This window comes from Isoptericola sp. NPDC019693, assembly GCF_044389085.1.
Classification (GTDB): domain Bacteria; phylum Actinomycetota; class Actinomycetes; order Actinomycetales; family Cellulomonadaceae; genus Isoptericola.
This window is the reverse complement of record NZ_JBIRXP010000007.1, coordinates 197,431-221,701: the sequence shown is the minus strand read 5'-3', so window position 1 is coordinate 221,701 and position 24,271 is coordinate 197,431. Positions and strand designations below refer to the sequence as shown.

Genomic DNA, 24,271 nt, shown 5'->3' with positions numbered 1-24,271 from the left:
GACGCCACCATCGGGAACGCCGTCAACACCACAAAACCCACCAACCACGGCGACAAGAACGCGAACCCCGCACCCGCCTCACGACGGCGCTTGGCGGCGCCGCGGACGCTGTCTTGGCGGGGCGCGTCGGGTGTCGCCGCCATCGGCTCACCGGTCACGGTCACTGCGCATCCGATCTCTCGGGGGTCGTCCTCGACCCGTGGTGCAACGTTGCGGTCTAACGTTGGATCACGATGAACTACGGAAGGCGTCGCCGTCAAGAGGTGACGCGCGGACCGGCCCAGGTGGCCGGCGGGTGCGAGGGGGACGAGTGGTCGAGCAGGGCACGACGGACGGCGCGAGCCGGGGCGCAGGGCGCGGGCGGGTCAGGTCGCCGGGGATCAAGGACGTCGCCGCGGCCGCCGGGGTCTCGTGGAAGACGGTGTCGAACGTCGTGAACGGCACGGGCCGCGTCGGTGAGGCCACCCGGGCGCGGGTGGAGGGGGTCATCGCGGAGCTCGGGTACCGCCCGAGCCTCGCGGGCCGGCAGCTGCGCCAGGGCCGGACCCGGACCTTCGCCCTGGCCGTCCCGTGGATCCACGCCCCGTACTTCGCCGAGCTGGCCCACGTCATGATCGAGGTCGCCGGGGCCCGGGGCTACCGCGTGCTCATCGAGGAGACCCGTGGGGACCGGGACGTCGAGCTCGAGGTCGCGCGCGGGTTCGCCGTCCATGCGATCGACGGGATCGTCTTCTCGCCGCTGTCCCTCGGTCCGGCCGAGATCTCGGGGCTCCGAGGGGCGACCCCGATGGTGCTCCTGGGCGAGCGGGACGATCCCGGGCTGGCCGGCGGCCGCCGCACCGACCACGTGAGCATCGACAACGTGGCGGCGGCGGAGGAGGTCACCCGGCACCTGGTCGCGTCGGGCCGGCGTCGGCTCGGCTTCCTGGGTGCGGAGCCCGAGGCGCTCGCCCGGACCGGTGCGCCGCGGCTGCGAGGCTTCCGCGCCGCCTGCGCGGAGGCGGGGGTCACGGTCGACGAGCGCTGGATCCTGCCGGGCGGCAGGTTCTCGCGCGCGGACGGGGCCGCTGCCGTCGGGGCCGTGCTCGCTCGCACGGGCGAGATCGACGGTCTCGTGTGCGCCAACGACGAGCTCGCGCTGGGTGCCGTGTTCGCGCTGCGGACCAACGGGATCAGCGTGCCCGACGACGTGGCGGTCGCCGGCTGGGACAACACGGAGGACGGACGATACGCGAACCCGTCGCTGACGACCGTGGCCCCGGACGTCAGCGCGATCGCGGAGGCGGCCGTGGAGCGGCTGGTGGGCCGGATCGATCCCGCCTCGACGTCTGACCTCGACCTGGCCTCCGGCGCGGCCGCGCCGGGTGGCGGTGGCCCCGACGTCGTGGACCTGGTGGTGCCGCACCGGCTGCTGGTCCGCGAGAGCACGCGCGCAGCACGAGGCTGATTCAACGTTGCATCGTCGGGTGGTCCTGTGGTCCACTCAGGGCAGCGGCGACGCTGGACCCGGCCGCCGCTCTCTCGACGACGATGCAACGGAGCCCGCGATGTCCTTCCCGCCCCACCTCGACCCGCCGTCCGCTCCGGGCGGCATCGACGTCCCTCGCCCCGAGTACCCCCGCCCGCAGGTGGTGCGTGAGCGCTGGCTCAACCTCAACGGCACCTGGCAGTTCGAGCTGGACCGCGGCGACTCCGGGCTCGAGCGGGGGCTCCGCGACCGCGAGCTCACCGGCGCCATCACCGTGCCGTTCGCCCCGGAGTCGGAGCTGTCCGGCGTCGGCGACACCGACTTCCTCGAGGCGGTCTGGTACCGCCGCGAGGTGACCGTCCCCGCCGAGTGGGCCGCCGTCGACGGCGCCGACACGCACGTGCTGCTGCACTTCGGTGCCGTGGACCACGACACCACCGTGTGGGTGGACGGCACCGAGGTGGTGCGCCACCGCGGCGGGTTCTCGCCCTTCACCGCCGACCTGCACGGCGTCGCCGCCCCGGGGGACACGGTCACCGTCATCGTGCGGGCCCGCGACCCGCGCGACGCCCGCCAGGCCCGCGGCAAGCAGGCCACCTGGTACGCGAACACGCACTGCCAGTACACGCGCACCACCGGCATCTGGCAGACGGTCTGGCTGGAGCCCGTGCCCGCCGCGCACCTGCGCCGCCCGCGCATCACGCCCCACGTGGCGAGCAGCGCGTTCGACGTCGTGCTGCCTCTCTCCGCGAACCGGCCCGGCCACACCGTGACCGCGACGCTCACCGACGCCGACGGCGTCGTCGCCACCGCGACCGCGCGCGCCGACGTCGACCTCGCGCCCGCGCTGCGCGTCGTCGTGCCCGACGACCGCGTGCGCCTGTGGGGCCCGGGGGACCCGCACCTGTACGGCCTGCGCGTGGAGCTGCGCGACGGCGACGGCCTGCTCGTCGACGCCGTCGACTCCTACGCGGGCCTGCGGTCCGTCGCGATCGACGGCCAGGCCGTGCGGATCAACGGGCGCGCCGTCTTCCAGCGCCTGGTGCTCGACCAGGGGTACTGGCCCGAGTCCTTGATGACGGCGCCGTCCGACGCCGCGCTGGTGCGCGACATCGAGCTCGGCCTGGAGGCCGGGTTCAACGGCGCGCGCCTGCACCAGAAGGTCTTCGAGGAACGCTTCCTGTTCCACGCGGACCGCCTCGGCTACCTCGTGTGGGGCGAGTTCGGCGACTGGGGCGTGAGCGGGCAGGGCACCGTCGGCCACAACCAGCAGCCCACCGCGTCGTTCACCACCCAGTGGCTGGAGGTGCTGGAGCGCGACCACTCGCACCCGTCGATCGTCGGCTGGTGCCCCCTCAACGAGACGCACCAGGACCTGCACGACCGGCTGACCGTGCTCGACGACGTCACCCGTGGCATGTTCCTCGCCACCAAGCTCGCAGACCCGTCGCGCCCGGTGATCGACGCCAGCGGCTACTCGCACCGCGTGCTGGAGACCGACGTCTGGGACTCGCACAGCTACGAGCAGGACCCGGCCGAGTTCGCCCGGCAGATGTCCGGGCTGGCCGACGGCGCGCCGTACGAGAACCGCCGCCCCGACGCGGCGATGTCGCTGCCCTACCGCGGGCAGCCCTACTTCGTCTCCGAGTACGGCGGCATCTGGTGGAACCCGCAGGCGGCGGCCGCCGCGGGTAACGACACCGCCGAGTCGTGGGGCTACGGCCAGCGGGTCGCGGACGAGGAGGAGTTCCACGCCCGGTTCCGCGGCCTCACCGACGTGCTGCTCGGCGACCCGCTCATGTTCGGCTACTGCTACACGCAGCTCACCGACGTCTTCCAGGAGCAGAACGGCATCTACCGCTTCGACCGCTCCGAGAAGCTCGACGTCGCCCGCGTCCGCGAGGTGCAGCAGCAGGTCGCGGCCGTCGAGGAGGCGGACCGCGCGGCGGTCTGACGCCGTCGCCGCCCGACGGCGGCCGGGGCCACCTGTCCCCGGCCGCCGTCCGCCATCGGGTGTGCCAGGATCGCTCCCGCGACGTCCGTCGCCGCAGGCACGCGCTCGAGGGAGAGTCATGACGAGCAGGTTCACCGAGCTGAACATCGACTGCCACGACCCGGAGCGCCTGGCGGCCTTCTGGTGCGCCGTCCTGGACTTCACCGTGCTCGACCGGGGCGAGGGCATGGTCGAGATCGCCTCGTGGGTGCCGACCGTCGACGACATCCGAGCCCGTCAGATGCCGCCGACGATGGTGTTCACCCGGGTGCCGGAGGGCAAGACCGTGAAGAACCGCCTCCACCTGGACATCAGCCCGGTCGACCGCAGCACCGCCGACGAGGTGGCCCGGCTGCTCGACCTCGGCGCCACGCGGGCGGACGTCGGCCAGGGCGCCGACCGGACCTGGGTGGTCATGGCCGACCCCGAGGGCAACGAGTTCGACGTCGTGCGCACGCTCGCGCCCACCGAGTCCTGACCCACGAGAGGAGCTGTCGTCGTCATGCCTCCCGTCCTGCCCGACCCCACGGTGCTCCACCCGATGCCCGACCAGCCGCGCGTCGTCCTGCTCAAGCCGCTCGTGACCTCGCCGCTGGTCGACGTCGGGGACTTCTCCTACTACGACGACCCGGACGACCCGACCGCCTTCGAGACGCGCAACGTGCTCTACCACTACGGCCCGGAGCTACGGCCCGGAGCGGCTCGTGATCGGCCGGTACTGCGCGCTGGGGACGGGCACGCGCTTCATCATGAACGGCGCCAACCACCGCATGGACGGGCCGTCCACCTTCCCGTTCCCCACCATGGGCGGCGCGTGGGCGGAGCACTTCGACCTCATCACGGGCCTGCCCGGCCGCGGCGACACGGTGGTCGGCAACGACGTCTGGTTCGGCCACGGGGCCACGGTCATGCCCGGCGTCCGCATCGGCCACGGGGCGATCGTCGCGGCGGGCGCCGTGGTCACGCGCGACGTGCCCGACTACGGCATCGTCGGCGGCAATCCTGCCCGGCTCCTGAGGACCCGTCACGACGCCGACGACGTCGCGCGGCTGCTCGCCGTGGCGTGGTGGGACTGGCCGGTCGAGCACGTGACCGCGCACGTGCGGACGATCATGGCGGGCACCGTCGCCGAGCTCGAGGAGGCGGCGGCGCAGGTCGGCAGCGCCGGCCCGAGGACCTAGCCCAGGGCCGACAGCCCGAAGGCGGTGGCGAAGCCGAGCACGGTGACGAGCCCGGTGACGGGGCCGCCGAACTCGGTCGCCTCGGGGATCATCGTGTCCACGAGCATGGTCAGCAGCGCGCCGGCGGCGAAGGCCTGCACGACGGCGATGGTCACCGGGTCGGCGGCGCCCAGCACCGCGTAGCCGATGCCCGCGGCGACGGCGGAGACGACGGTCGTGCCGCCCCACAGCAACGCCAGCCGGGCGGTCGACGTGCCCGCCTGGCGCAGCCCCACCGTGGCGGACATCGCCTCGGGCAGGTTGGAGATGAACACCGCGGCGAGCACCGCGACGCTCACCCCGCCGCCGCCCACCAGCGTGGAACCCAGCACCACCGACTCGGGGACCCCGTCCAGCACGGTGCCGAGCGCGATGGCGCCGCCCGATCCCGCCGACTGCGCCCCCGTGGACCGTTTGCGGTCGCGGCCGCCGCGCCGGTCGATGAGCAGGTCGCCGACGAAGAACGTCAGCGCCCCCGCGGCCAGCCCGGCGAGCAGCACCCAGCCGCTCGCCGCCCGTGACGCGTCCTCGACCAGGTCGTACGCGACCGCGCTGATGAGCACGCCCGCGCCGAACGCCATGACGAGGCCCGTGAGCCGCCGGCTCGGCGTCCGCCACAGGACGAGGGCGGCGCCGATCAGCAGCGACGAGCTGCCGACCAGGCCCCACCAGAATCCCAGCACCCGGCCATTGCACCAGGTCGGCGCTGCCCCCGCCCGGCCGGAACCCCGGCGTCGCGGGTGCGGACCGGCGGCGGCGCTGCGAGCATCGCGACATGGACCTGCAGGAGCTCGCCCGCCCGGCCCGCACCTCGACGCCCCGCACCCTCGGCCGGGTGGCCCTGGGGCTGGCGCTCGCGGGCGCAGGCGTCACGCACCTCACGGTCGCCCGCGAGGAGTTCCGTGCTCAGGTGCCGTCCTGGTTCCCCGTCGACGAGGACGTCACCGTCCTCGCGTCCGGCGTGGTCGAGATCGTGCTGGGAGGCTCCCTGGTCCTGCTGCCCCGGTGGAAGGTCGCGGTCGGGCTGCTCGTCGCAGCCTTTTTCGTGGTGATCTTCCCCGGGAACGTCGGCCAGTGGCTCGAGCACCAGGACGGTTTCGGGCTCGACACCGACGCCAAGCGGTTCGCCCGGCTGTTCTTCCAGCCGGCACTCGTCGCGCTCGCGCTCTGGTCGACGGGGGCGTTCGCCGCGCTACGCCGCGCTGCCGGCCGCTGACCGGCGGCCCGTGACCACCGGGCACGTCGCGAGGTGGTCGTCCACGAGCCCGCAGGCCTGCATGGCCGCGTACGCCGTCGTCGGGCCGAAGAAGCGGAAGCCCTCCTTCTTGAGCGCCTTGGCCAGCGCCACCGACTCGGGGGTGCTGGCCGGGACGGTGTCCCAGCCGTGGAGCCGGCGCTCGCGGGCGGGCGGCGCGAACGACCAGAACAGCTCGTCGAGCGTGCGGCCGTCGTCGTGCAGGGCGAGCACGGCCCTCGCGTTGCCGATGGTGGCCTCGATCTTCTGCCGGTTGCGGATGATCCGGGCGTCGCCGAGGAGCCGCTCGACGTCGTCCGTGCCGAGCGCGGCGACGCGTTCGGGCTCGAAGTCGAGGAACACCTCCCGGAACGCGGGGCGCTTGCGCAGCACGGTGATCCACGACAGGCCGGACTGGAACCCCTCCAGCGCGATCCGCTCGAGCAGCGCGGCCTCGCCGTGCACCGGCACGCCCCACTCGGTGTCGTGGTACGCCTCGTACAGCGGGTCGCCGTCGCCGAAGCAGCGGGCGGCGACGGGATCCGGGTCGGTGGTCGTCGTCATGCCCCCAGCCTGCCCGCTGCTGCCGACACCGGGCGCCGGTCATCCACAGGCGACGCTTCCTGCACCGAAAGGCATCGGCCAACGAGCGAATCGGTTCGACGGCGCACGGGCCCCAGCGAGAGGCAGCGGCGGAAACTCACCCCTCGCGACCTCTTGTGCCGAGCTCGCCGCCCACGCTACTGTCGAACCGGTTCGCAAGGATGTGAACAGTCGAGGACGATCAGGAGGCACGGTGGCCACCATCGGGGACGTCGCGCGGGTCGCGGGGGTCTCGCGCAGCACGGCGTCGTACGCGCTGTCCGGCAAGCGCGCGATCTCGACCGACGTGCGCCGCCGCGTCGAGGACGCCGTCCGCGAGCTCGGCTACACCCCGAACGCAGGGGCCCGGGCGCTGGCCACGTCCCAGACGCGGGTGATCGGGCTGCTCGCGCAGTTCCTCGAGGACGAGTTCGCGCCCGCGATGCTGCAGTACATGCTCGGCGTCTCGAACACGGCCCGCGAGCTCGGGTACGACATCCTGCTGGCCACGGAGTCCGACGGGCGCAACGCCCTGCGGCGCATGACCGACTCGCGCATGGTCGACGGGATCGTGCTGCTCAACGTGGCCGAGCACGACGACCGCCTGCCGATCCTGCGCGACGCACCTCAGCCGGGCGCCCTGGTCGGCCTCCCCGCCGACTGCACGGGCGTCGACGTGTTCGACCTCGACTTCGAGGAGGCCGGCCGGCTCATGGTCGACCACCTCCACCGCCTGGGGCACCGGGAGCTGGTGCTGGTCTCCCAGCCGGAGCACGTCGTCGAGCGGGGCGGCGCCTACGTGTGGCGCCTGCAGAACGCGGCCCTCGAGGCGGCGCGGGTGCGCGGGATCACGCTGCACGCCGTCTTCGCGCCGTCGAGCCAGCCCGACGTCGGCCGCGAGCTGCACGCGCTGCTCGACGCGCACCCGCACGCCACCGGCCTGCTCATCAACAACGAGGCGGCGGCCGCGGCGCTGCCCACGGTGCTGCACGAGCGCGGGCTGTCCGCGCCGGCGGACCTGTCCGTCGTCGGGCGCTACTCGGACGAGTTCGCCCGCACCTTCTCCCTGCCCTACTCGTCCATCGAGAGCGCCCCCGACCGCCTCGGCCGCATGGCCGTGCGCGAGCTGGTGCGCCGGATCGAGGGGCAGGCGGGACCCGCCGAGCCGCACGTCGTGCGGTTCGTCTCGCCCGAGCTCGTCGACCGGGGCAGCACCGCAGCCCCTCGCCAGGGCTGACCACCGACCAGACGACCCCAGCACCGACGTACACCGTCGAACCGGTTCGACGGTTCGAGGCCCGTTCAAGGAGGAACCGCCATGCACCACCTCACCCGCTCCGCCCCGCGCAGGACCGTCGCCCTGGCGGCGCTCACCGCCCTCGCGGCCGTCGGCTCGCTGACGGCCTGCTCGTCGTCCGACTCGCCCGGCACCGGCGCGTCGGGGGCGAGCGACGACACCTACACCTGGTGGGACCCGTACCCCCAGCACGACGAGGCCTCGGACTGGACCAAGCGCGTCCAGGCGTGCGGCGAAGAGGCGGGCGTCACCATCGAGCGCACCGCCTACGACACCACCGCGCTGACCAACCAGGCGCTGCTGTCGGCGCAGGAGGGCACGTCGCCCGACGTCATCCTGCTGGACAACCCGGCCGTCTCGACCCTCGCGGACACGGGCATGCTCACCACGGTCGACGAGTTCGGCCTGGACACCTCGGCGATCGACCAGAACCTGCTCGACGCGGGCGTCGTCGACGGCGCGGCGTACGGCATCCCGATCGGCGCCAACACGCTGTCGCTCTACTACAACGCCGACGTGCTCAAGGACGCGGGCGTGGACCCGGCGTCCGTCACCGACTGGGACTCGCTCACCGCGGCGCTGAAGAAGGTCACCGACGCCGGCCACAAGGGCATCACCTTCGCGGGCATCGGCACGGAGGAGGGCTCCTTCCAGTTCCTGCCCTGGTTCTGGGGCTCGGGGGCCGACCTCACGGACCTCGACTCGCCGGAGGCGGTCGAGGCGCTGGAGCTGTGGAAGGGCTGGCTCGACGAGGGCTACGCGCCGAACTCGGTGATCCAGAACTCGCAGAACACCACGTGGGAGGAGTTCCTCACCGGTGACTTCGGCTTCGTGGAGAACGGCACGTGGCAGGTGAACAGCGCGGCCGAGGCCGACTTCGAGACGGGCATCGTCCAGCTGCCGGCCAAGGACGGCGGCGTCGCCCCGGCGCCGACGGGCGGCGAGTTCATCGTGGCCCCGGTGCAGCAGGACACGGAACGTTACGAGACGACGCGCCAGATCGTCGAGTGCATGACGACGCCCGAGGGCTTCGTCGAGACGGCGAACACGTTCGCCTACTACATCCCGCCGACGGCGGACGGGCAGCAGGCGCTGCTGGAGGAGAAGCCGGAGCTCGAGCCGTGGGTCGAGGCGGTGCAGAACGCCAAGGGCCGCACCAGCGACGGCCTCGGCACCGACTACCCGATCATCTCCGAGGCTCTGTGGACGGCGGTGCAGAACGCCCTGTCCGGCTCGGCCACGCCGGCCGACGCGCTGAAGACGGCGCAGACCGACGCGGAGTCCGGCACGAAGTGACGCACCTGTCAGACGTACGGGGCACCCGGGTGCCCCGTACGCCTGACACGTCGCTCCGGGCGCGATCGACGACCGTGACGAAGGACTGACGAAGGAAACCTGTATGACCACCACCGAGGTCACGCGCGCGGCGGGCAAGCCGCCGCGCGCGGGTCAGGCGCCGCCCCGGCCGCGCCGACGTCATGGCCCGAGCGCAACCCAGTGGGCGGCCGTCGGCTTCGCCGCACCGCTCCTGGTCTACCTCGTGCTCTTCTACGCCTACCCGCTGTGGCGCAACGTCGACCTGTCGTTGCACGACTACACGATCCGCGCGTTCGTGCAGGGGAACGCCGAGTTCGTCGGCTTCGAGAACTACGCCGAGGTGTTCGCCTCGTCGACGTTCCCGACCGCGCTGACGAACACGGTGCTGTTCACGGTGGGCTCGATCGTCTTCCAGTTCGCGATCGGCCTGGCGCTGGCGGTCTTCTTCCGGTCGAGCTTCCGGCTCTCGGGCGTGCTGCGCGCGATGTTCCTCGTCCCGTGGCTGCTGCCGCTCATCGTCTCCGCGTCCACCTGGGCGTGGATGCTCAACAGCGACAACGGCATCGTGAACTCGGTGCTGGGCGCGTTCGGCGCGGAGCAGATCAACTGGCTCACCTCGCCCGACACGGCGCTGCTGTCGGTGACGATCGCGAACATCTGGCTCGGCATCCCGTTCAACCTCGTCATCCTCTACTCGGGGCTGCAGAACATCCCCGGTGAGGTCTACGAGGCCGCGTCGCTCGACGGCGCCGGCGCGTGGCGGCAGTTCTGGAGCATCACGTTCCCGCTGCTGCGCCCCGTCTCCCTCATCACGATCCTGCTCGGCCTCATCTACACGCTCAAGGTCGTCGACGTCATCTGGATCATGACGACCGGCGGGCCGGGCGACGCCTCCACGACGTTCGCCGTCTGGTCGTACCGCGAGGCGTTCGGCACCGGCCAGCCCGACTTCTCCCCGGCCGCGGCGGTGGGCAACGTGCTCATCCTCGTCGCGCTCGTCTTCGGGTTCCTGCACCTGCAGCTCCAGCGTCGACAGGAGGACTCATGAGCACGCGTCGCAGCTGGTGGAAGACGGCGCTCGGCGTCCTCTTCACCGCGATCATGCTGTTCCCCGTCTACTGGATGGTGAACGTCTCCCTCACGCAGACCGGGGACCTGCGCTCCGACCCGCCGCACTGGTTCCCCTGGGAGCCGACGTTCGAGGGCTACTCCGCCGTCCTGGACCAGCAGCTGCCCGCGCTCGGCACCAGCCTGCTCGTGGGCCTCGGGTGCGTGGTGCTCACCGTCCTCATCGCGGCGCCGGCCGGGTACGCGCTCGGCCTGCTGCACCTGCGCGGCGGGCGCACGCTCAACTTCCTGCTCCTGGTGGCGCAGATGATCCCCGCCGTCGTCATGGCGATGGGCTTCTACGCGATCTACAACCGGCTCGGCCTGCTCAACACGGTCGGCGGGCTGATCGTCGCGGACTCCACGATCGCGGTGCCGTTCGGCGTGCTGCTGTTCACCGCCTTCATGTCGGGCATCCCGCGCGAGCTGCTGCAGGCCGCGCGGGTGGACGGCGCGGGCGCATGGCGCACCTTCTGGTCCGTCGTCGTGCCGCTGAGCCGCAACTCCACGATCACCGTGTCGCTGTTCGCGTTCCTGTGGGCCTGGTCGGACTTCATCTTCGCCTCGACGCTCAACCGCAACGGCGACCTCATCCCGATCACGCTCGGCATCTACAACTACATCGGCAACAACACCACGCAGTGGAACGCGATCATGGCCACGGCCGTCGTCGCCTCCGTGCCGGCGGCGATCCTCCTCGTCGTCGCGCAGCGCTACGTGGCCGCGGGCGTCACCGCGGGTGCCGTCAAGGACTGACGAGAGAAGCCCGATGACCCTCACCTCCTCCCGCGTCCGCCCCGTCGACGCGCCCGGACCACGCCGCGGCCTCGGCGTCGGCGACCTCACGCTCGACGGCGGCTTCTGGGGCCGCCTCCAGGAGACCAATGCGCGCGCCACCTTCCAGCACTGCCTGGACTGGATGGAGCGGCTCGGCTGGCTCGCGAACTTCGACCGGGTCGCCGCCGGCACCACCGGGCCCGACCGGCCCGGTTGGCAGTTCTCCGACTCGGAGGTCTACAAGCTGCTCGAGGCGCTGGCCTGGGAGCACGGCCGGACGGGCGACCCCGCCGTGGACGCGACGTTCCGCAAGGTCGTCGACCGGGTGGCGGCCGCGCAGGACGACGACGGCTACCTCAACACCTGCTTCGGGCACCCCGGTCGGCCCGGCCGGTACACCGACCTGTCGTCCGGGCACGAGCTCTACTGCACCGGCCACCTGCTCCAGGCGGCCGTCGCCAGGGTCCGCGCCGTGGGGCCGGACGACCGCCTCGTCGAGGTGGCGCGCCGCGCCGCCGACCACGTCTGCCGGGAGTTCGGCGCGGACGGCGCCCCGGGGATCTGCGGCCACCCCGAGATCGAGGTGGGGCTGGCCGAGCTCGGGCGGGCGCTCGACGAGCCGCGGTACACCGAGCAGGCGCGCCTGTTCGTCGAGCGGCGGGGGCACGGCACGCTCGCGCCCGTCGCGCTGCTCGGCCCGGCCTACTTCCAGGACGACGTGCCCGTGCGGCACGCCGACGTCTGGCGGGGGCACGCCGTGCGGGCGCTGTACCTCGCGGCCGGTGCGGTGGACGTCGCGGTGGACACGCACGACGACGACCTGCGCGCCGCCGTCGAGCGCCAGTGGGCGCGCTCGGTGGAGCGCCGCACCTACCTCACGGGAGGCATGGGCTCGCGGCACCAGGACGAGGGCTTCGGCGACGACTGGGAGCTGCCGCCGGACCGCGCGTACTGCGAGACGTGCGCGGGCGTCGCGTCGGTCATGGTGTCGTGGCGGCTCCTGCTCGCCACAGGCGAGGTGCGGTACGCGGACCTCGTCGAGCGCACGCTGTTCAACGTCGTCGCGACGTCGCCGCGGGCCGACGGCCGGGCGTTCTTCTACGCGAACCCGCTCCAGCAGCGCGAGCCCGGCGCGGACGTCCTGCCCGACGCCGTCAACCCGCGCGCCGAGGGCGGCGTGCGCGCGCCCTGGTTCGACGTCTCCTGCTGCCCCACCAACGTGGCGCGCACCCTCGCGTCGTGGCAGGCGTACGCGGCGTTCGTCGACGACGGCGGCGGGACGGCCGGCGGCGACGCGCCGGTGGTGACCCTCGCCCAGTACGCGGCCGGCGACCTGCGGGCCGAGGTCGCGGGCGGCGTCCTGGCGCTGCGCGTCGACACGGCGTACCCGGCCGACGGCGCCGTGCGCGTCACGGTCGTCGAGGTCCCGGCGGGCCCGGTCGGGCTGCGCCTGCGGGTGCCGCACTGGGCGGCGGGCGCCACGCTCTCGGTCCCCGGGGGCGGTACGACGACGGTCGCGCCGGGCTGGGCGGAGGTGCCCGGCCCGCTGCGCGCGGGCGACGTCGTCACGCTCGACCTGCCCGTCGCGCCGCGGCTGACCTGGCCCGACCCGCGCGTCGACGCCCAGCGCGGCACGGTCGCCGTCGAGCGCGGGCCTCTCGTCCTGGCGCTGGAGTCGGTGGACCTGCCGGACGGCGTCGCGCTGGAACAGGTGCGGCTCGACCCGGACGTCGCCCCCCGCGCGCACGACGACGGCGCGCTCGTGCGGGCGCGGGTCGTGCCCCTGCCCGAGGGCTCCGACGGCACCCCGCCGTCCGCCACGGGACCGGCGGGCCCGGCGACGTCGTCCGACGCCGTGGACGTCCCGCTGGTGCCCTACCACCGCTGGGCGGAGCGCGGCCCGTCGACCATGCGCGTCTTCGTCCCGACCGTCTGACAGAGCTGCCCGAAGGAGAGCCGGTGTCCCGGACCGACCAGCAGACCAGCGCCGACGTCAACGCCCACATCACCCCCGACCTCACCGCCGACGGCGCCCGCCTGACCTGGCGCGGAGGCGGCGAGACGCTCGTCGTCGAGCCGTGGGGCCGCGACAGCGTCCGGGTCCGCGCCACGGTGATGGGCGACGTGGAGGACGCCGACTGGGCGCTGCTGCCGCCCGACCCGGCCGCGCACGCCGGCGCGACCGTCGAGGTCCGCGACGACGGCGCGACCCTCGTCAACGGCGCCCTGCGCGTCGAGCTCACGACGTCGTCGTGGTTCCACGAGCCGGTCGGCTACGAGGTGTCCCGCTGCGAGCTCGCGTTCTACGACGCCGACGGGCGGCTCCTTTTCCGTGAGCTGGGCCGCGGCGGCTCGCTCGACCTGCGGGCGCGGCACCTGCGGCCCCGGCCGGGCGACGACGGCCACGTGCTCACGGCGTCGTTCGAGGCCGACCCGCACGAGCGGCTCGCCGGGATGGGGCAGTACCAGCAGCACGTGCTGGACCTCAAGGGCTCCACGTTCGAGCTGGCGCACCGCAACTCGCAGGCGAGCGTGCCGTTCGTCGTCTCGAGCGCGGGCTACGGCTTCCTGTGGCACGACCCGGCGATCGGGCGCGCGACGTTCGCACGCAATCGTACGGAGTGGCACGCGGAGTCCACGCGCCAGCTCGACTACTGGGTGACCGCGGGGGCCACGCCGTCCCAGATCGCGCGGAACTACGCCGACGCCACCGGGCACGCGCCGATGATGCCGGAGCGCGGCCTGGGGTTCTGGCAGTGCAAGCTGCGGTACTGGAATCAGGAACAGCTGCTGGAGGTGGCGCGGGAGCACCAGCGCCGCGGCCTGCCGCTCGACGTCATCGTGGCCGACTTCTTCCACTGGCCGCACATGGGCGACTACCGGTTCGAGGACGAGTTCTGGCCCGACCCGGCCGCGATGGTCGACGAGCTGCGCGAGCTCGGCGTCGAGCTCATGGTGTCGGTCTGGCCGCAGGTCTCCCTGGAGTCGGAGAACTTCGCCCACCTGCGCCGGAACAACCTCCTGGTCCGCTCGGACCGCGGCGTCGACGTCCAGATGTCGTTCGAGGGCCCGAGCGTCTTCCTCGACGTGACGAACCCCGAGGCCCGCACCTGGCTGGCGGACACGCTCGCCCGCAACTACGGCGCGCACGGCGTGCGCACCTACTGGCTGGACGAGGCGGAGCCCGAGTTCGGCGTCTACGACCACGACGCCTACCGCACGCACCTCGGCCCGTACCAGCGGGTGGGCAACGTCTACCCGCAGGCGTTCGCGCGGGCGGTGTTCGAGGGGCAGACGGCGGCCGGCGAGCAGGAGGTCGTGAACCTGCTGCGCTGCGCCTGGGCGGGCAGCCAGCGCTACGGCGCCCTGGTCTGGTCGGGCGACATCTCCTCCACGTGGGAGGACCTGGCGCGGCAGATCACGGCCGGCATCCACATGGGGGTCGCCGGGATCCCGTGGTTCACCACCGACATCGGCGGCTTCCACGCCGGGGACGGCGCCGACCCGGCGTTCCACGAGCTGCTGGTGCGCTGGTTCCAGGTCGGCGCGTTCAGCCCGGTGATGCGCCTGCACGGCGACCGGCTCCCGTACGAGGAGGTCACCGCCGCGGACGGTTCGCGGCGGCTGCGCTCCGGCGGGCCCAACGAGCTGTGGAGCTTCGGCGACGACGTGTACCGGGTGCTCGAGCGGTACGTCCACCTGCGCGAGACCCTCCGCCCCTACCTCCGGGAGGTGATGCGCGCCGCGCACACCGACGGCCAACCCGTCATGCGCGGGCTGTTCCACGACTTCCCCGACGACCCGCGCGCGTGGGACGTCGACGACCAGTACCTGCTGGGACCCGACGTCCTCGTCGCCCCCGTGATCACCGCCGGGGCGCGCGAGCGCGAGGTCTACCTGCCCACGGGCGCCCGGTGGACCGACGCCGCCACGGGCACGGTGCACGACGGCGGCGCGACGGTCCGCGTGGACGCGCCGCTCGACGTCGTCCCCGTGTTCCTGCGCGACGGCGCGCTCCCCGAGGTCGTGGGACGGACCACCGGCCGCGTGGCACCCGGAGCCTGAGCACCGCCGAGAGACACCACCCCGAGAAGGAAGGCACTCGACGATGAGCACGACACCTTCAGGTCGCACTGCGCGACACCCCGCACGACGCACGCAGCGGCGCACCGCCGCGGCGCTGTCGGTCAGCATCGCGCTGGCCGGCGGGACGGCGGCCCTCGCCGCCCCGACGGCCGGAGCCGAGACGGCGCTCCCCGCGCCGGACCTGCACTGGACGATGGACGACGTGGACGGCACGACCGTCCCCGACTCGTCGGGCAACGGGCTCGACGGCACGATCAGCGGCGCGTCGTCCCTGGTCGACGCCGAGGACGGCACGCAGGCGCTCGAGCTGCCCGGCGGCTCCGGCGGCGGCTACGTGACCATCCCCCGCGGCGCCCTGGAGGGCGCCACCGACCTCACGGTGTCCGCCCGCGTGCGCTGGGACGGCGAGGGCGGCGCGTGGCAGCGGGTCTACGACCTGGGCACCGACACCACCCGCTACCTGTTCACCACGCCGTCGAACGGCGACGGGAACCTGCGCACCGCCGTCACGACGAACGGCGGGGGCGGCGAGGCGACGGTGAACGGCCACGGCCCCCTGAAGGCCGGGGACTGGGTCACCCTCACCACCACGCTCGACACCTCGTCCGACCCCGGGGCGGGGCGCGTGACGACGTACCTGGACGGCGTCGCCGTCGCGTCGTCGCCCACCTCGATCAGCGCCGGCCAGCTCCTCGCCGACGGCGCGACGGCCGCCGGGTTCCTGGGGAAGTCGTTCTACCCGGACCCGCTGTTCGACGGCGCCGTCGACGACTTCCGCGTCTACCGCAGCGCGCTCGCGCCCGACCAGGTGGCCGAGCTCGTAGGAGAGTCCCCGCCCATGACCGCCCTGTCCACCGACACGTTCGAGGTCCGCACCATGGTGCAGGCCGCGCCCGACCTGCCCGCCGCCGTCCGGGCGTCCTTCTCCGACGGCTACGACCGCGACGTGCCCGTGACCTGGGACGACGTCGACCCGGCGCAGTACGCGCAGCCCGGCGAGTTCACCGTGCCGGGGGAGGCGGGGTCCGGTGAGGACGCGGTCGCGGTGACCGCCACCGTGACCGTGCACCGCGGCGAGCTGACCGTCGACCTCGGCTCGGACACCGGCGCGTTCAAGGGCGGGGCGTCCGGCCTGCTGTACGGGCTGTACGCGGACGGGATGCCCACGGACAACCTCGTCGAGGGCATGGGGGTGCGCTCGGTGGCGACCAAGGCCCAGGACGGGGCGCAGCACCCCGGCTCCGACGCGCTGGAAGTCACCCGGCAGCTCGCCGAGACCACCGACGGCGACGTCTACCTGCGGGTGACCGACTACTACCGCGGGTTCCCGTACCAGTGGCCCGGCGACACCCCGGACGAAAAGCTGGCCGACTACGCCCGCGTGCTCGACGGGCAGCTCGACATGATCGCCGACCTCGACCCCGACGTCCGCGACAACCTGGTCATCGAGCCGTTCAACGAGCCCGAGGGCAACATGTTCGGCACCGGCGAGTGGAGCCTCGACGGCACGTCCTGGCTCGACGACCCGACCGACTACTTCGCCGCCTGGGACACCACGTACCGGACCATCAAGGAGCGCTACCCCGACATGCGGGTCGCCGGGCCCGGCACCAGCGTGCTGTTCGACCAGATGCAGGGCTTCCTCGCGCACACGGTCGAGGCGGGCACCGTGCCCGACATCATCACCTGGCACGAGCTGTCCCACCCGGAGAAGATCCGCACCTCGGTCGCGACCTACCGGGGGTGGGAGGCCGAGGCGTTCGCCGGGACGGAGCACGAGGGCACCGAGCTGCCCGTCAACGTCAACGAGTACGCGTTCAACTACCACACGTCCGTGCCGGGGCAGATGATCCAGTGGATGTCCGCCATCGAGGACTCGAAGGTGGACGCGATGATCGCCTTCTGGAACATCAACGGGAACCTGTCGGACTCCGCCGTGCAGTCCAACCGCGGCAACGGGCAGTGGTGGCTGTACAACGCGTACGCGCAGATGAGCGGGCACACCGTCGAGGTCACCCCGCCGTTCCCCGGCCAGAACTACACCCTCCAGGGCGTGTCGAGCCTGGACGAGGAGCGCAAGGTCTCGCGCACCATCCTCGGCGGGGCCGACGGCGCCGCGCCGGTGGACCTGGTGAACGTGCCGGCGGACGTGTTCGGCGACGAGGTCCGCGTCACCGTCCGGGAGATCCCCTGGACCGGCCAGCTCGGCGACGCGACGCAGCCGCGCCACCTCGCGGAGACCACCGCCCAGGTCGTGGACGGGAAGGTGTCCGTGGCCTTCGACGGCGAGGGGCTGCCGCTGCTGCGCGAGGCGTCGGCGTACGAGATCGTCGTGACTCCCGCCGGCGTCGGGCACTCCACGAGCGCCGCGCCCACGCTGTGGGACGGCAGCTACGAGGCCGAGGACGCCACGTACACCGGCTCGGGCTACTCCAAGAACGGCCCCGAGGGCTCGCCCGCGGACGTCGGCAAGTTCTACACCTCCGGCGGCTACGACGTCGGCGGCCTGCGCACCGGCTCCGACGGGGTGCTCGACTTCGAGGTGACCGTGCCGCAGGACGGCACCTACGACCTGTCCGTCTTCGCGAACAGCCTCAACACCTTCGACCGGGTGACGGAGCAGGGCCCGACCAACGTGTTCGTGCGGGTCGACGGCGCCGCCGAGCAGGAGCTGTTCCTGCCGCTCGGCTACAAGTGGGTGGTCTGGGACCACGCCGACACGACCGTCGAGCTCACCGCGGGAACGCACACCATCTCCCTCGCGGCGCAGGGGCTCGACGGCGGCGCGACACAGGGCGACGCCATCGTCGACCGGATCACGCTGGCGCTGCCGAACCCCGACGCCGCCACGTCGGTCTACGAGGCCGAGCACGCGTCGCTCGATGGCGGGCGGACGGTGTTCGCCGCGGACGACCTGCCCGACGGCGTCGTTCCCGGCGACCTCTCCGGCGCGGGCGCCGTGGCGCTCGCCGAGGGCGAGAGCGCGACGTTCTGGGTGTACGGGGCGGCCGACGCCGAGGCGACCCTCGGCGCGGACCTGCTCGGTGCAGGCGCGGGCACGCTGACCGTCAACGGCCACGACGTGCTCGACCTCGACACGGCACGCCAGGTCGCCGCGCACCTGCGCGGCGGGGTCAACAAGGTGGTCGTCACGGGCGGCGCCGGGGGGCTCGTCCTCGACCGGCTGACCGTCGCCGCCGGGACCGGGGCGCTCGCGGTCACCGCCTACCAGGCGGAGGACGCCGAGCTCGCGGGCGACGCGGCCGTCGTCGACCTGCCGCTGGCCGAGGGCGGCAAGGCCGTCTCCGGCGTCGGCGGGGAGCCCGGCAACGACAACACGCTGACCTTCCGGGTCACGGCCGACCAGGCGGGCCCGCACGCGGTCGTCGTCCGGTTCTCCAACCCGGAGCAGGTGGACGGGACGCACTACAACCCGAACCCGGTGGCCCGGCACGCCGACCTGATCGTCAACGGCGGCGAGCCGCAGCGCGAGATGTTCGTGCCGACGTTCCACGCGAACAACTTCTGGGAGCGCACCGTCGTCCTCGAGCTGGCGGAGGGCGAGAACACGGTGACGTGGCGCTCCGAGGAGGCGACCAACTGGGACGGCGAGTCGTACGCGTCCGAGACGTGGCCGGCGGACTACAACCTGGAGGCCGACGAGGCGCCGATCGTGGACCGGATCACCGTCTCGCCGCTGAGCGCCGCGCTCCCGTCGGCGACGAGCCCGGTCTCCGTCGAGGTCGAGGCCCAGTGCCGCGGCGCCAAGCCGTTCGTCGAGGTCACGGTGACCAACGAGTCCGACGAGCGGACCGGCGTGACCGTCGCCGCGCTGGGGGCGGAGCGGAGCAGGGACGGCCTGCGGCCGGGGAAGTCCTGGACGCAGCCGTTCCCCGCGAGCGGCCGGTCCCTCGATGCCGGGGAGGTGACCGTCACCGCCGGGGGCGTCTCGACGACGCACGCCTACGACGCGGAGGCGTGCCGCTGACCGCTCGCCGCTGATCGACGTCGTACCCGCTGTCGCTTGCCCCTGCGCGAGCCGTCAGCGGGTACGACGTCGAGGTCAGTCCCGCGACAGCGCGAGCGCGGCGCTGTGCCCGCCGAACCCGAACGCGTCGACCAGGGCGTGCCGGGCCGCGGTCGGGCGCGGCGTGGTGACGACGTCGAGGTCGACGCCCGGGTCGATCGAGTCGAGGTTGAGGGTGGGCGGTACGACGCCGTCGCGTAGCGCGAGCAGCGCGACCAGCGCCCCCAGGGCCCCGGACGCCCCGAGCAGGTGCCCGGTCGACGCCTTCGTCGCGGTCACGGCGGGCGGGCTGCCGAGGGCGGCGCGCAGCGCCCGGGCCTCGGTGACGTCGCCGGCGGGGGTGGACGTCGCGTGGGCGTGCACCAGCCCGACATCGCCCGGGTCCAGGTCGGCGTCGCGCAGCGCGAGCGTGATGGTCCGGGCCTGGTTGACGGGGTCGCCGCCGACGATGTCGAACGCGTCGGAGGTGAGGGACGCGCCCTCGACGACGCCCAGCACGGTCGCGCCGCGGGCGCGGGCGTGCTCCTCGGACTCGAGGACGAACAGGACGGCCCCCTCGCCCATGACGAAGCCGTCGCGGTCGGCGTCGAACGGGCGGGAGGCGCGCAGCGGCTCCTCGTTGCGGGTCGACAGGGCCCGCACGCGGCCGAACCCGGTGAGGGACAGCGGCACGATGCTGGCCTCCGCCCCACCGCAGACGACGACGTCCGCCGCCCCGGACCGGATCAGGTCGCGACCCTGCGCGATCGCCTCGACCCCCGCCGCGCACGCGCTCACCGGTGCGCGGGCGCCGGCCTTGGCCCGCAGGGCGAGGGACAGGTAGGCCGCAGGTCCGTTCGCCATCGCCATCGTGATGGTGTGCGGCGAGACCCGGCGGTAGCCGGCCGTGCCGAGGACGTCCTGCATGGCGACGGTGGTCGCGATGCCGCCGTGCGCCGTGCCCACGGACACGCCGACCCGGGCGGGGTCCACCTCCGGCAGGCCCGCCGACGCCCAGGCCTCGCGCCCCGCGACGAGCGTCAGCTGCTCGACCCGGTCGCGGGCGCGGCGCTCGGGGACGCTCAGTCCCTCCGCGAAGGCGTCGTCCGCCCGCGCGGCGATGCGCACCGGCAGCGCGCCGGCCCACGCCTCCGTGATCGGGCCGGCCCCGTTCGCGCCGGCCCGCAGGGCCGCCCACGTCTCCTCGACCGTGCCGCCGACGGGCGTGACCGCCCCCGCACCCGTGACCACCGTTCGTCGCACCCGCATGCTCCTCGTCAGTCCGGTTGCCCCCTGCACCCGCACCGTGCGAGACCTTGTGGGCGCCACTCTGCCCTGCCCGTCCGCGCGCCGCCCATGCAGGTCCGGCCCCGGCGCGGTTCCATGGGGGGACGGCCGGCCCGCGCGACGACGCGAGGGGGGCGGGCGCGCCACGCGAGAGCACGGTCCACAGCAGGATCCAGGAGGTCGCGATGAGCCAGACGATCGACCAGGCCGGCGGCGGGACGGGCGGCGCCGCCCCCGAGCCGGGCCTCAAGCGGGTGATGGGCCGCAAGCTCCTGCTGCTCTTCATCGTCGGCGACATCCTCGGCACCGGCGTCTACGCGCTCACCGGGCAGGTCGCCGGCGAGGTGGGCGGCGCCGCCTGGGCGCCTTTCCTCATCGCGTTCGTGGTCGCGACCCTCACCGCGTTCTCCTACCTGGAGCTGGTCACGAAGTACCCGCAGGCCGCCGGCGCCGCGCTGTACACGCACAAGGCGTTCGGCATCCACTTCGTCACCTTCATCATCGCGTTCATGGTGATGTGCTCCGGCATCACGTCGGCGTCGACGGCGTCGAACGCGTTCGCCGGGTTCCTCAACGACGGCTTCGGCCTGGGCCTCGAGCCCGGCGGCGCGGGGCTGCTGCTCATCGCGCTGGGGTTCATGACGCTGGTCGCGCTGGTGAACTTCCGCGGCGTCGGCGAGAGCGTCAAGGCGAACGTGGTGCTCACCCTCGTGGAGCTGTCCGGCCTGCTCATGGTGATCTTCGTCGGCATGTGGGGCATGACCCAGGGGCGCGCCGACTTCTCCCGGGTGGTCGTCTTCGAGAGCGCCGACGACAAGAGCGTCTTCCTGGCCGTGACGGCGGCGACGACGCTGGCCTTCTTCGCGATGGTCGGCTTCGAGGACTCGGTGAACATGGCCGAGGAGTGCCGCGACCCCGTGAAGGACTTCCCGCGCACCATGCTCACGGGCCTGTCGATCACCGGGCTGATCTACGTGCTGGTCGCGATCACGGCCGTCGCGCTGGTGCCGGTGGGTGACCTGGCCGACGACTCGAAGGGCTCCGCCCTCACCCAGGTGGTGGCCGCCGGCGCGCCGGGCCTGCCGTTCGACACGATCTTCCCGTTCATCGGGATGTTCGCCGTCGCGAACTCCGCGCTCATCAACATGCTCATGGCGTCGCGCCTGCTGTACGGCCTGGCGCACCAGGGCGTGCTGCCGCGCAGCTTCGGCAGGGTGCACCGCACCCGCAAGACGCCGTGGGTGTCGATCATCGTGACCACGCTGATCTCGTTCGGGCTCATCATCTACGTGGTCCGGGCCAGCGCGACCGAGGCCGGAGCGGACGCGATCAGCCTGCTGGGGGGGACGACGTCGCTGCTGCTGCTCACCGTGTTCGCGGTGGTGAACGTGGCGCTGCTGGTGCTGCGCCGCAAGCCCGTGCAGCACGAGCACTTCCGCACCAAGACGTGGATCGCGCTGCTCGGCGCCGTCACCTGCGCCTTCCTCGCGGGCCCGTGGGCGCGCAGCGAGGAGCAGCAGGAGCAGTACGTCATCGCGGGCGGCCTGCTGGCCGTCGGCCTCGTGCTGTCCTTCATCACCTGGCTGTACAACCGCACGGTGAAGCACCGGCAGATCCACTTCGAGGACGTCGAGGAGCTCGACGCCGACAAGCCGCAGGCGGGCTACCCGAAGCGCTGAGCGCGCGGGGGCCTGATCGGCCGAGCACCGTCAGAGGTAGGGCGTGTCGGCATCGGGCGGAGCTTTCTCGGGATCGGTGGCTGCTGAGCGCCCGGGGGTTGGACGTTCGGGGGCTGGACGCTCGGCCGCGCGGGCGACGGGCGCGCCCGGGCCGGTGGGGTCTGTCGGAGGGTCGTGGTGAGTGCGCCCGGTCGGTGACGTCCAGGTGACGGTGCCGTCCGGTGCGAGCCGGCTGTGCCACGCCGTCTGGTGCTTGACCACGTGATGGTGGCGGCAGAGGTGCGTCAGGTTGTCGGCGACGGTGCGCCCGCCGGCGGACCACGCGACCACGTGGTCGACGTCGCACCGCGCCGCCGTGCGCGTGCAGCCCGGGAACCGGCAGACGCCGTCGCGCTGCTGGAGGAACGCGCGCAGCGCGGCGGGTACGGCGTACGTGCCGGGGTCGGTGGTGAGCACCCGCCCGTCGACCGGGTCGACCAGCAGCCGGCGTAGCGAGGGCGCCGCGGCGGCGAGCACGGACGCGGTCTCCGCGTCGACAGGCCCGTGGCCGTCGAGGTCGGCCGCCGCGTCGGACGCGCCCAGCATGGACAGCACGGGGACCGTCACCGCCACCTTCGGGACGATGCGTCGGGCAATCTGAGCCAGCCCCGGCACCGGCGCGCGGTGCTGCGGCCCGTGGGATAGGGGTGTGCGGGGCGGCGTCTCGTCGGTCGTCGGTGCGTCGCCCCGGCCGTTGCGCGTGCGGGGGTTGCCGCCGCTCGTGGTCTCGTCGTCGCGCAGGTCCTGGTCGCCGTCCTGCCCTGCGAGGAGCAGGTCGGCGGCGGCGTCCGCGCGAAGCTGCGCGAGGGTGCGTCCGTCCCCGGCCTCCTTCGTGCGGAGGCCGGCGCGGGTGAGCCGGTCGTAGGCGGCGTGCGCGACGTGCGCGGGCAGGTGGGCGGTGAGCCAGGCCATGCCGTCGGCACCCGGGTCGACGTAGACGGCTCGCGCCTCCGCCGCCCGACGGTGCCGCTCGACGAACGGCTCCGGGTGGGCGACGTCCCGGGCGCGCCGCAGGCGCCGGCGCAGCTGTGGCACGGTGCAGGTCGTGGCACGGGGCAGCACCGCAGCCTCGACCAGAGCGCGCGCATCAGGGTCCGGGAGATCGGCCAGGGTGTCGGCGACGGCGGTGGCGTGCGCCAGCGTGAGGCGCCCGTGCCGCAGGGCGTCGAGGGTGGCGTGGCCCGGCGCGCCGGGCTCCACCACCAGGGTGCGCGCGGTGTCGAGAAGATGGGAGGCGGCCTGCTCGGTGAGGTGCAGCGCCGTGGCGAGGTCGGCCGTGAAGGCGCGGCGCGCGAGGTCGTGCCGCCGCGCCGCTCCGGCTCGGCTCAGCTCGACGTCGTCGTGGGCGAGCAGCGCGTCCTCCGCGCGCAGGGCCGCGACGCGGGCACGCTCGATCGCGACGAGCCTGGTCGCCTCGAGAGCGTCGACCCGCCGCTGGATCTCGACGACGTCGTCGATCGCGGAGGACACGGTCGCGAGCGACGGCCCCGCCGGGCGCGGCGCGACCGGGCCGAGGTCGCGGGCGACACCTGGCAGGAGTTCGAACATGTGTTCGACCCTAGCGCCCATGGAGATCCCGCCACAAGGGTGTGGACAACCGCCTGTGGACAACCGTCCGGGCAGGTCAGACGGCGGCGAGCGCCTGCTGGAAGGACGTGAGCAGGGAGTCGTTGAAGAGGACGAAGCGGACCTCGTCGACGGCCGCGGGGTTGGCCTCGTCCCACGACCGCACGGCCTCCAGGGCGATCCGCGCGACGTCGTCGGGCGCCCAGCCGTAGACGCCCGCGCTCACGGCGGGGAAGGCGACCGTGCGGGCGCGCAGGTCGGCCGCGACGTCCAGCGAGCGGGTGAAGCACGAGGAGAGCAGCCCGGGGTCGGTCTCCCCGGCGTGCCGGTTCGGCCCGACGGTGTGGATCACCCACGCGGCGGGCAGGTCGAAGCCGGGCGTGGCGACGGCCTCGCCGACCGGCAGGCCGTCGGGAAGGGTGCTGCGGCGCAGCTCGCGGCACGCCTCCAGCAGGCGCGGGCCCGCCGCGGCGTGGATGGCGCCGTCGACCCCGCCGCCGCCCAGCAACGACGAGTTCGCGGCGTTGACGATCGCGTCCGTGGCGACCGTCGTGATGTCGCCGCGTTCGAGGGTGAGCTGCACGGCTCCTCCTGATGGGTCTCGTGCGTGTCG

Annotated in this window: 18 protein-coding genes; 13 read left to right on the top strand and 5 right to left on the bottom strand. The window is 73.5% G+C overall.

Going from position 1 to position 24,271, the window contains the following annotated elements:
• The first annotated feature begins 295 nt into the window (after positions 1–295).
• From ACH436_RS19400 to ACH436_RS19385, 4 genes are all read left to right on the top strand, one after another.
• The gene (locus ACH436_RS19400; RefSeq protein ID WP_430561842.1) at positions 296–1,447 is read left to right on the top strand and encodes a LacI family DNA-binding transcriptional regulator; all 1,152 of its coding nucleotides are present in this window, start codon (positions 296–298) and stop codon (positions 1,445–1,447) included.
• Between the two features lie 100 nt (positions 1,448–1,547).
• On the top strand, positions 1,548–3,422 hold the full coding sequence (locus ACH436_RS19395; protein ID WP_430561841.1) for a glycoside hydrolase family 2 protein: 1,875 nt from the start codon (positions 1,548–1,550) through the stop codon (positions 3,420–3,422).
• Positions 3,423–3,540: 118 nt separating this feature from the next.
• Positions 3,541–3,939 (top strand): VOC family protein, encoded by a 399-nt coding sequence (locus ACH436_RS19390; protein WP_430561840.1) that lies wholly within the window; start codon positions 3,541–3,543, stop codon positions 3,937–3,939.
• 226 nt (positions 3,940–4,165) lie between these two features.
• Positions 4,166–4,642, top strand: coding sequence for a CatB-related O-acetyltransferase (locus ACH436_RS19385; protein ID WP_430561839.1), 477 nt, complete (start codon positions 4,166–4,168; stop codon positions 4,640–4,642).
• Here ACH436_RS19385 and ACH436_RS19380 read toward each other — a convergent pair.
• Entirely contained in the window at positions 4,639–5,364 is a 726-nt protein-coding gene (locus ACH436_RS19380) for a ZIP family metal transporter (protein WP_430561838.1), read from the bottom strand. The two genes, ACH436_RS19385 and ACH436_RS19380, sit on opposite strands and share 4 nt — an antisense overlap.
• A gap of 92 nt (positions 5,365–5,456) precedes the next feature.
• Here ACH436_RS19380 and ACH436_RS19375 point away from each other — a divergent pair, with 92 nt between their 5' ends.
• Entirely contained in the window at positions 5,457–5,897 is a 441-nt protein-coding gene (locus ACH436_RS19375; RefSeq protein ID WP_430561837.1) for a hypothetical protein, read from the top strand.
• Here the strand turns inward: ACH436_RS19375 and ACH436_RS19370 are convergent.
• The gene (locus ACH436_RS19370; RefSeq protein WP_430561836.1) at positions 5,874–6,479 is read right to left on the bottom strand and encodes a DNA-3-methyladenine glycosylase I; all 606 of its coding nucleotides are present in this window, start codon (positions 6,477–6,479) and stop codon (positions 5,874–5,876) included. The two genes, ACH436_RS19375 and ACH436_RS19370, sit on opposite strands and share 24 nt — an antisense overlap.
• Positions 6,480–6,711: 232 nt before the next feature.
• Between ACH436_RS19370 and ACH436_RS19365 the strand changes: the two genes are divergently transcribed.
• From ACH436_RS19365 to ACH436_RS19335, 7 genes are all read left to right on the top strand, one after another.
• The gene (locus tag ACH436_RS19365) at positions 6,712–7,734 is read left to right on the top strand and encodes a LacI family DNA-binding transcriptional regulator (RefSeq protein ID WP_430561835.1); all 1,023 of its coding nucleotides are present in this window, start codon (positions 6,712–6,714) and stop codon (positions 7,732–7,734) included.
• An 81-nt stretch (positions 7,735–7,815) separates the two neighbouring features.
• Positions 7,816–9,090 carry an extracellular solute-binding protein gene (locus ACH436_RS19360; protein WP_430561834.1) on the top strand — a complete coding sequence of 425 codons (1,275 nt, stop codon included), beginning with the start codon at positions 7,816–7,818 and terminating at the stop codon, positions 9,088–9,090.
• Positions 9,091–9,193: 103 nt separating this feature from the next.
• Complete coding sequence (locus tag ACH436_RS19355; protein ID WP_430561833.1) at positions 9,194–10,159, top strand: carbohydrate ABC transporter permease; 966 nt, start codon at positions 9,194–9,196, stop codon at positions 10,157–10,159.
• Positions 10,156–10,974 carry a carbohydrate ABC transporter permease gene (locus ACH436_RS19350; protein WP_430561832.1) on the top strand — a complete coding sequence of 273 codons (819 nt, stop codon included), beginning with the start codon at positions 10,156–10,158 and terminating at the stop codon, positions 10,972–10,974. Before ACH436_RS19355 ends, ACH436_RS19350 begins: the two co-directional genes overlap by 4 nt.
• A 13-nt stretch (positions 10,975–10,987) precedes the next feature.
• Positions 10,988–12,931 carry a glycoside hydrolase family 127 protein gene (locus ACH436_RS19345; protein ID WP_430561831.1) on the top strand — a complete coding sequence of 648 codons (1,944 nt, stop codon included), beginning with the start codon at positions 10,988–10,990 and terminating at the stop codon, positions 12,929–12,931.
• Between the two features lie 68 nt (positions 12,932–12,999).
• Entirely contained in the window at positions 13,000–15,060 is a 2,061-nt protein-coding gene (locus tag ACH436_RS19340; protein ID WP_430561847.1) for a TIM-barrel domain-containing protein, read from the top strand.
• Positions 15,061–15,103: 43 nt separating this feature from the next.
• Complete coding sequence (locus ACH436_RS19335; protein ID WP_430561830.1) at positions 15,104–19,069, top strand: LamG-like jellyroll fold domain-containing protein; 3,966 nt, start codon at positions 15,104–15,106, stop codon at positions 19,067–19,069.
• 75 nt (positions 19,070–19,144) lie between these two features.
• Here ACH436_RS19335 and ACH436_RS19330 read toward each other — a convergent pair whose 3' ends face one another.
• Positions 19,145–20,356 (bottom strand): beta-ketoacyl-[acyl-carrier-protein] synthase family protein, encoded by a 1,212-nt coding sequence (locus ACH436_RS19330; RefSeq protein ID WP_430561829.1) that lies wholly within the window; start codon positions 20,354–20,356, stop codon positions 19,145–19,147.
• Between the two features lie 203 nt (positions 20,357–20,559).
• On the opposite strand from ACH436_RS19330, the gene ACH436_RS19325 reads away from it, so the two are divergent.
• Entirely contained in the window at positions 20,560–22,053 is a 1,494-nt protein-coding gene (locus tag ACH436_RS19325) for an APC family permease (protein ID WP_430561828.1), read from the top strand.
• A 30-nt stretch (positions 22,054–22,083) separates the two neighbouring features.
• Here ACH436_RS19325 and ACH436_RS19320 read toward each other — a convergent pair whose 3' ends face one another.
• Positions 22,084–23,640 (bottom strand): DUF222 domain-containing protein, encoded by a 1,557-nt coding sequence (locus ACH436_RS19320; RefSeq protein ID WP_430561827.1) that lies wholly within the window; start codon positions 23,638–23,640, stop codon positions 22,084–22,086.
• A gap of 76 nt (positions 23,641–23,716) precedes the next feature.
• A complete protein-coding gene (locus tag ACH436_RS19315; protein WP_430561826.1) occupies positions 23,717–24,241 on the bottom strand; it encodes an O-acetyl-ADP-ribose deacetylase in 525 nt (174 codons plus the stop codon).
• Positions 24,242–24,271 lie beyond the last annotated feature (30 nt).

Excerpts from the sequence above, each read along its gene's own strand:
- ACH436_RS19395 (WP_430561841.1), top strand. The coding sequence starts at position 1,548 with ATGTCCTTCCCGCCCCACCTCGACCCGCCGTCCGCTCCGGGCGGCATC.
- ACH436_RS19390 (WP_430561840.1), top strand. The coding sequence starts at position 3,541 with ATGACGAGCAGGTTCACCGAGCTGAACATCGACTGCCACGACCCGGAG.
- ACH436_RS19375 (WP_430561837.1), top strand. The coding sequence starts at position 5,457 with ATGGACCTGCAGGAGCTCGCCCGCCCGGCCCGCACCTCGACGCCCCGC.
- ACH436_RS19370 (WP_430561836.1), bottom strand. The coding sequence starts at position 6,479 with ATGACGACGACCACCGACCCGGATCCCGTCGCCGCCCGCTGCTTCGGC.
- ACH436_RS19360 (WP_430561834.1), top strand. The coding sequence starts at position 7,816 with ATGCACCACCTCACCCGCTCCGCCCCGCGCAGGACCGTCGCCCTGGCG.
- ACH436_RS19355 (WP_430561833.1), top strand. The coding sequence starts at position 9,194 with ATGACCACCACCGAGGTCACGCGCGCGGCGGGCAAGCCGCCGCGCGCG.
- ACH436_RS19350 (WP_430561832.1), top strand. The coding sequence starts at position 10,156 with ATGAGCACGCGTCGCAGCTGGTGGAAGACGGCGCTCGGCGTCCTCTTC.
- ACH436_RS19345 (WP_430561831.1), top strand. The coding sequence starts at position 10,988 with ATGACCCTCACCTCCTCCCGCGTCCGCCCCGTCGACGCGCCCGGACCA.
- ACH436_RS19335 (WP_430561830.1), top strand. The coding sequence starts at position 15,104 with ATGAGCACGACACCTTCAGGTCGCACTGCGCGACACCCCGCACGACGC.
- ACH436_RS19330 (WP_430561829.1), bottom strand. The coding sequence starts at position 20,356 with ATGCGGGTGCGACGAACGGTGGTCACGGGTGCGGGGGCGGTCACGCCC.
- ACH436_RS19325 (WP_430561828.1), top strand. The coding sequence starts at position 20,560 with ATGAGCCAGACGATCGACCAGGCCGGCGGCGGGACGGGCGGCGCCGCC.
- ACH436_RS19320 (WP_430561827.1), bottom strand. The coding sequence starts at position 23,640 with ATGTTCGAACTCCTGCCAGGTGTCGCCCGCGACCTCGGCCCGGTCGCG.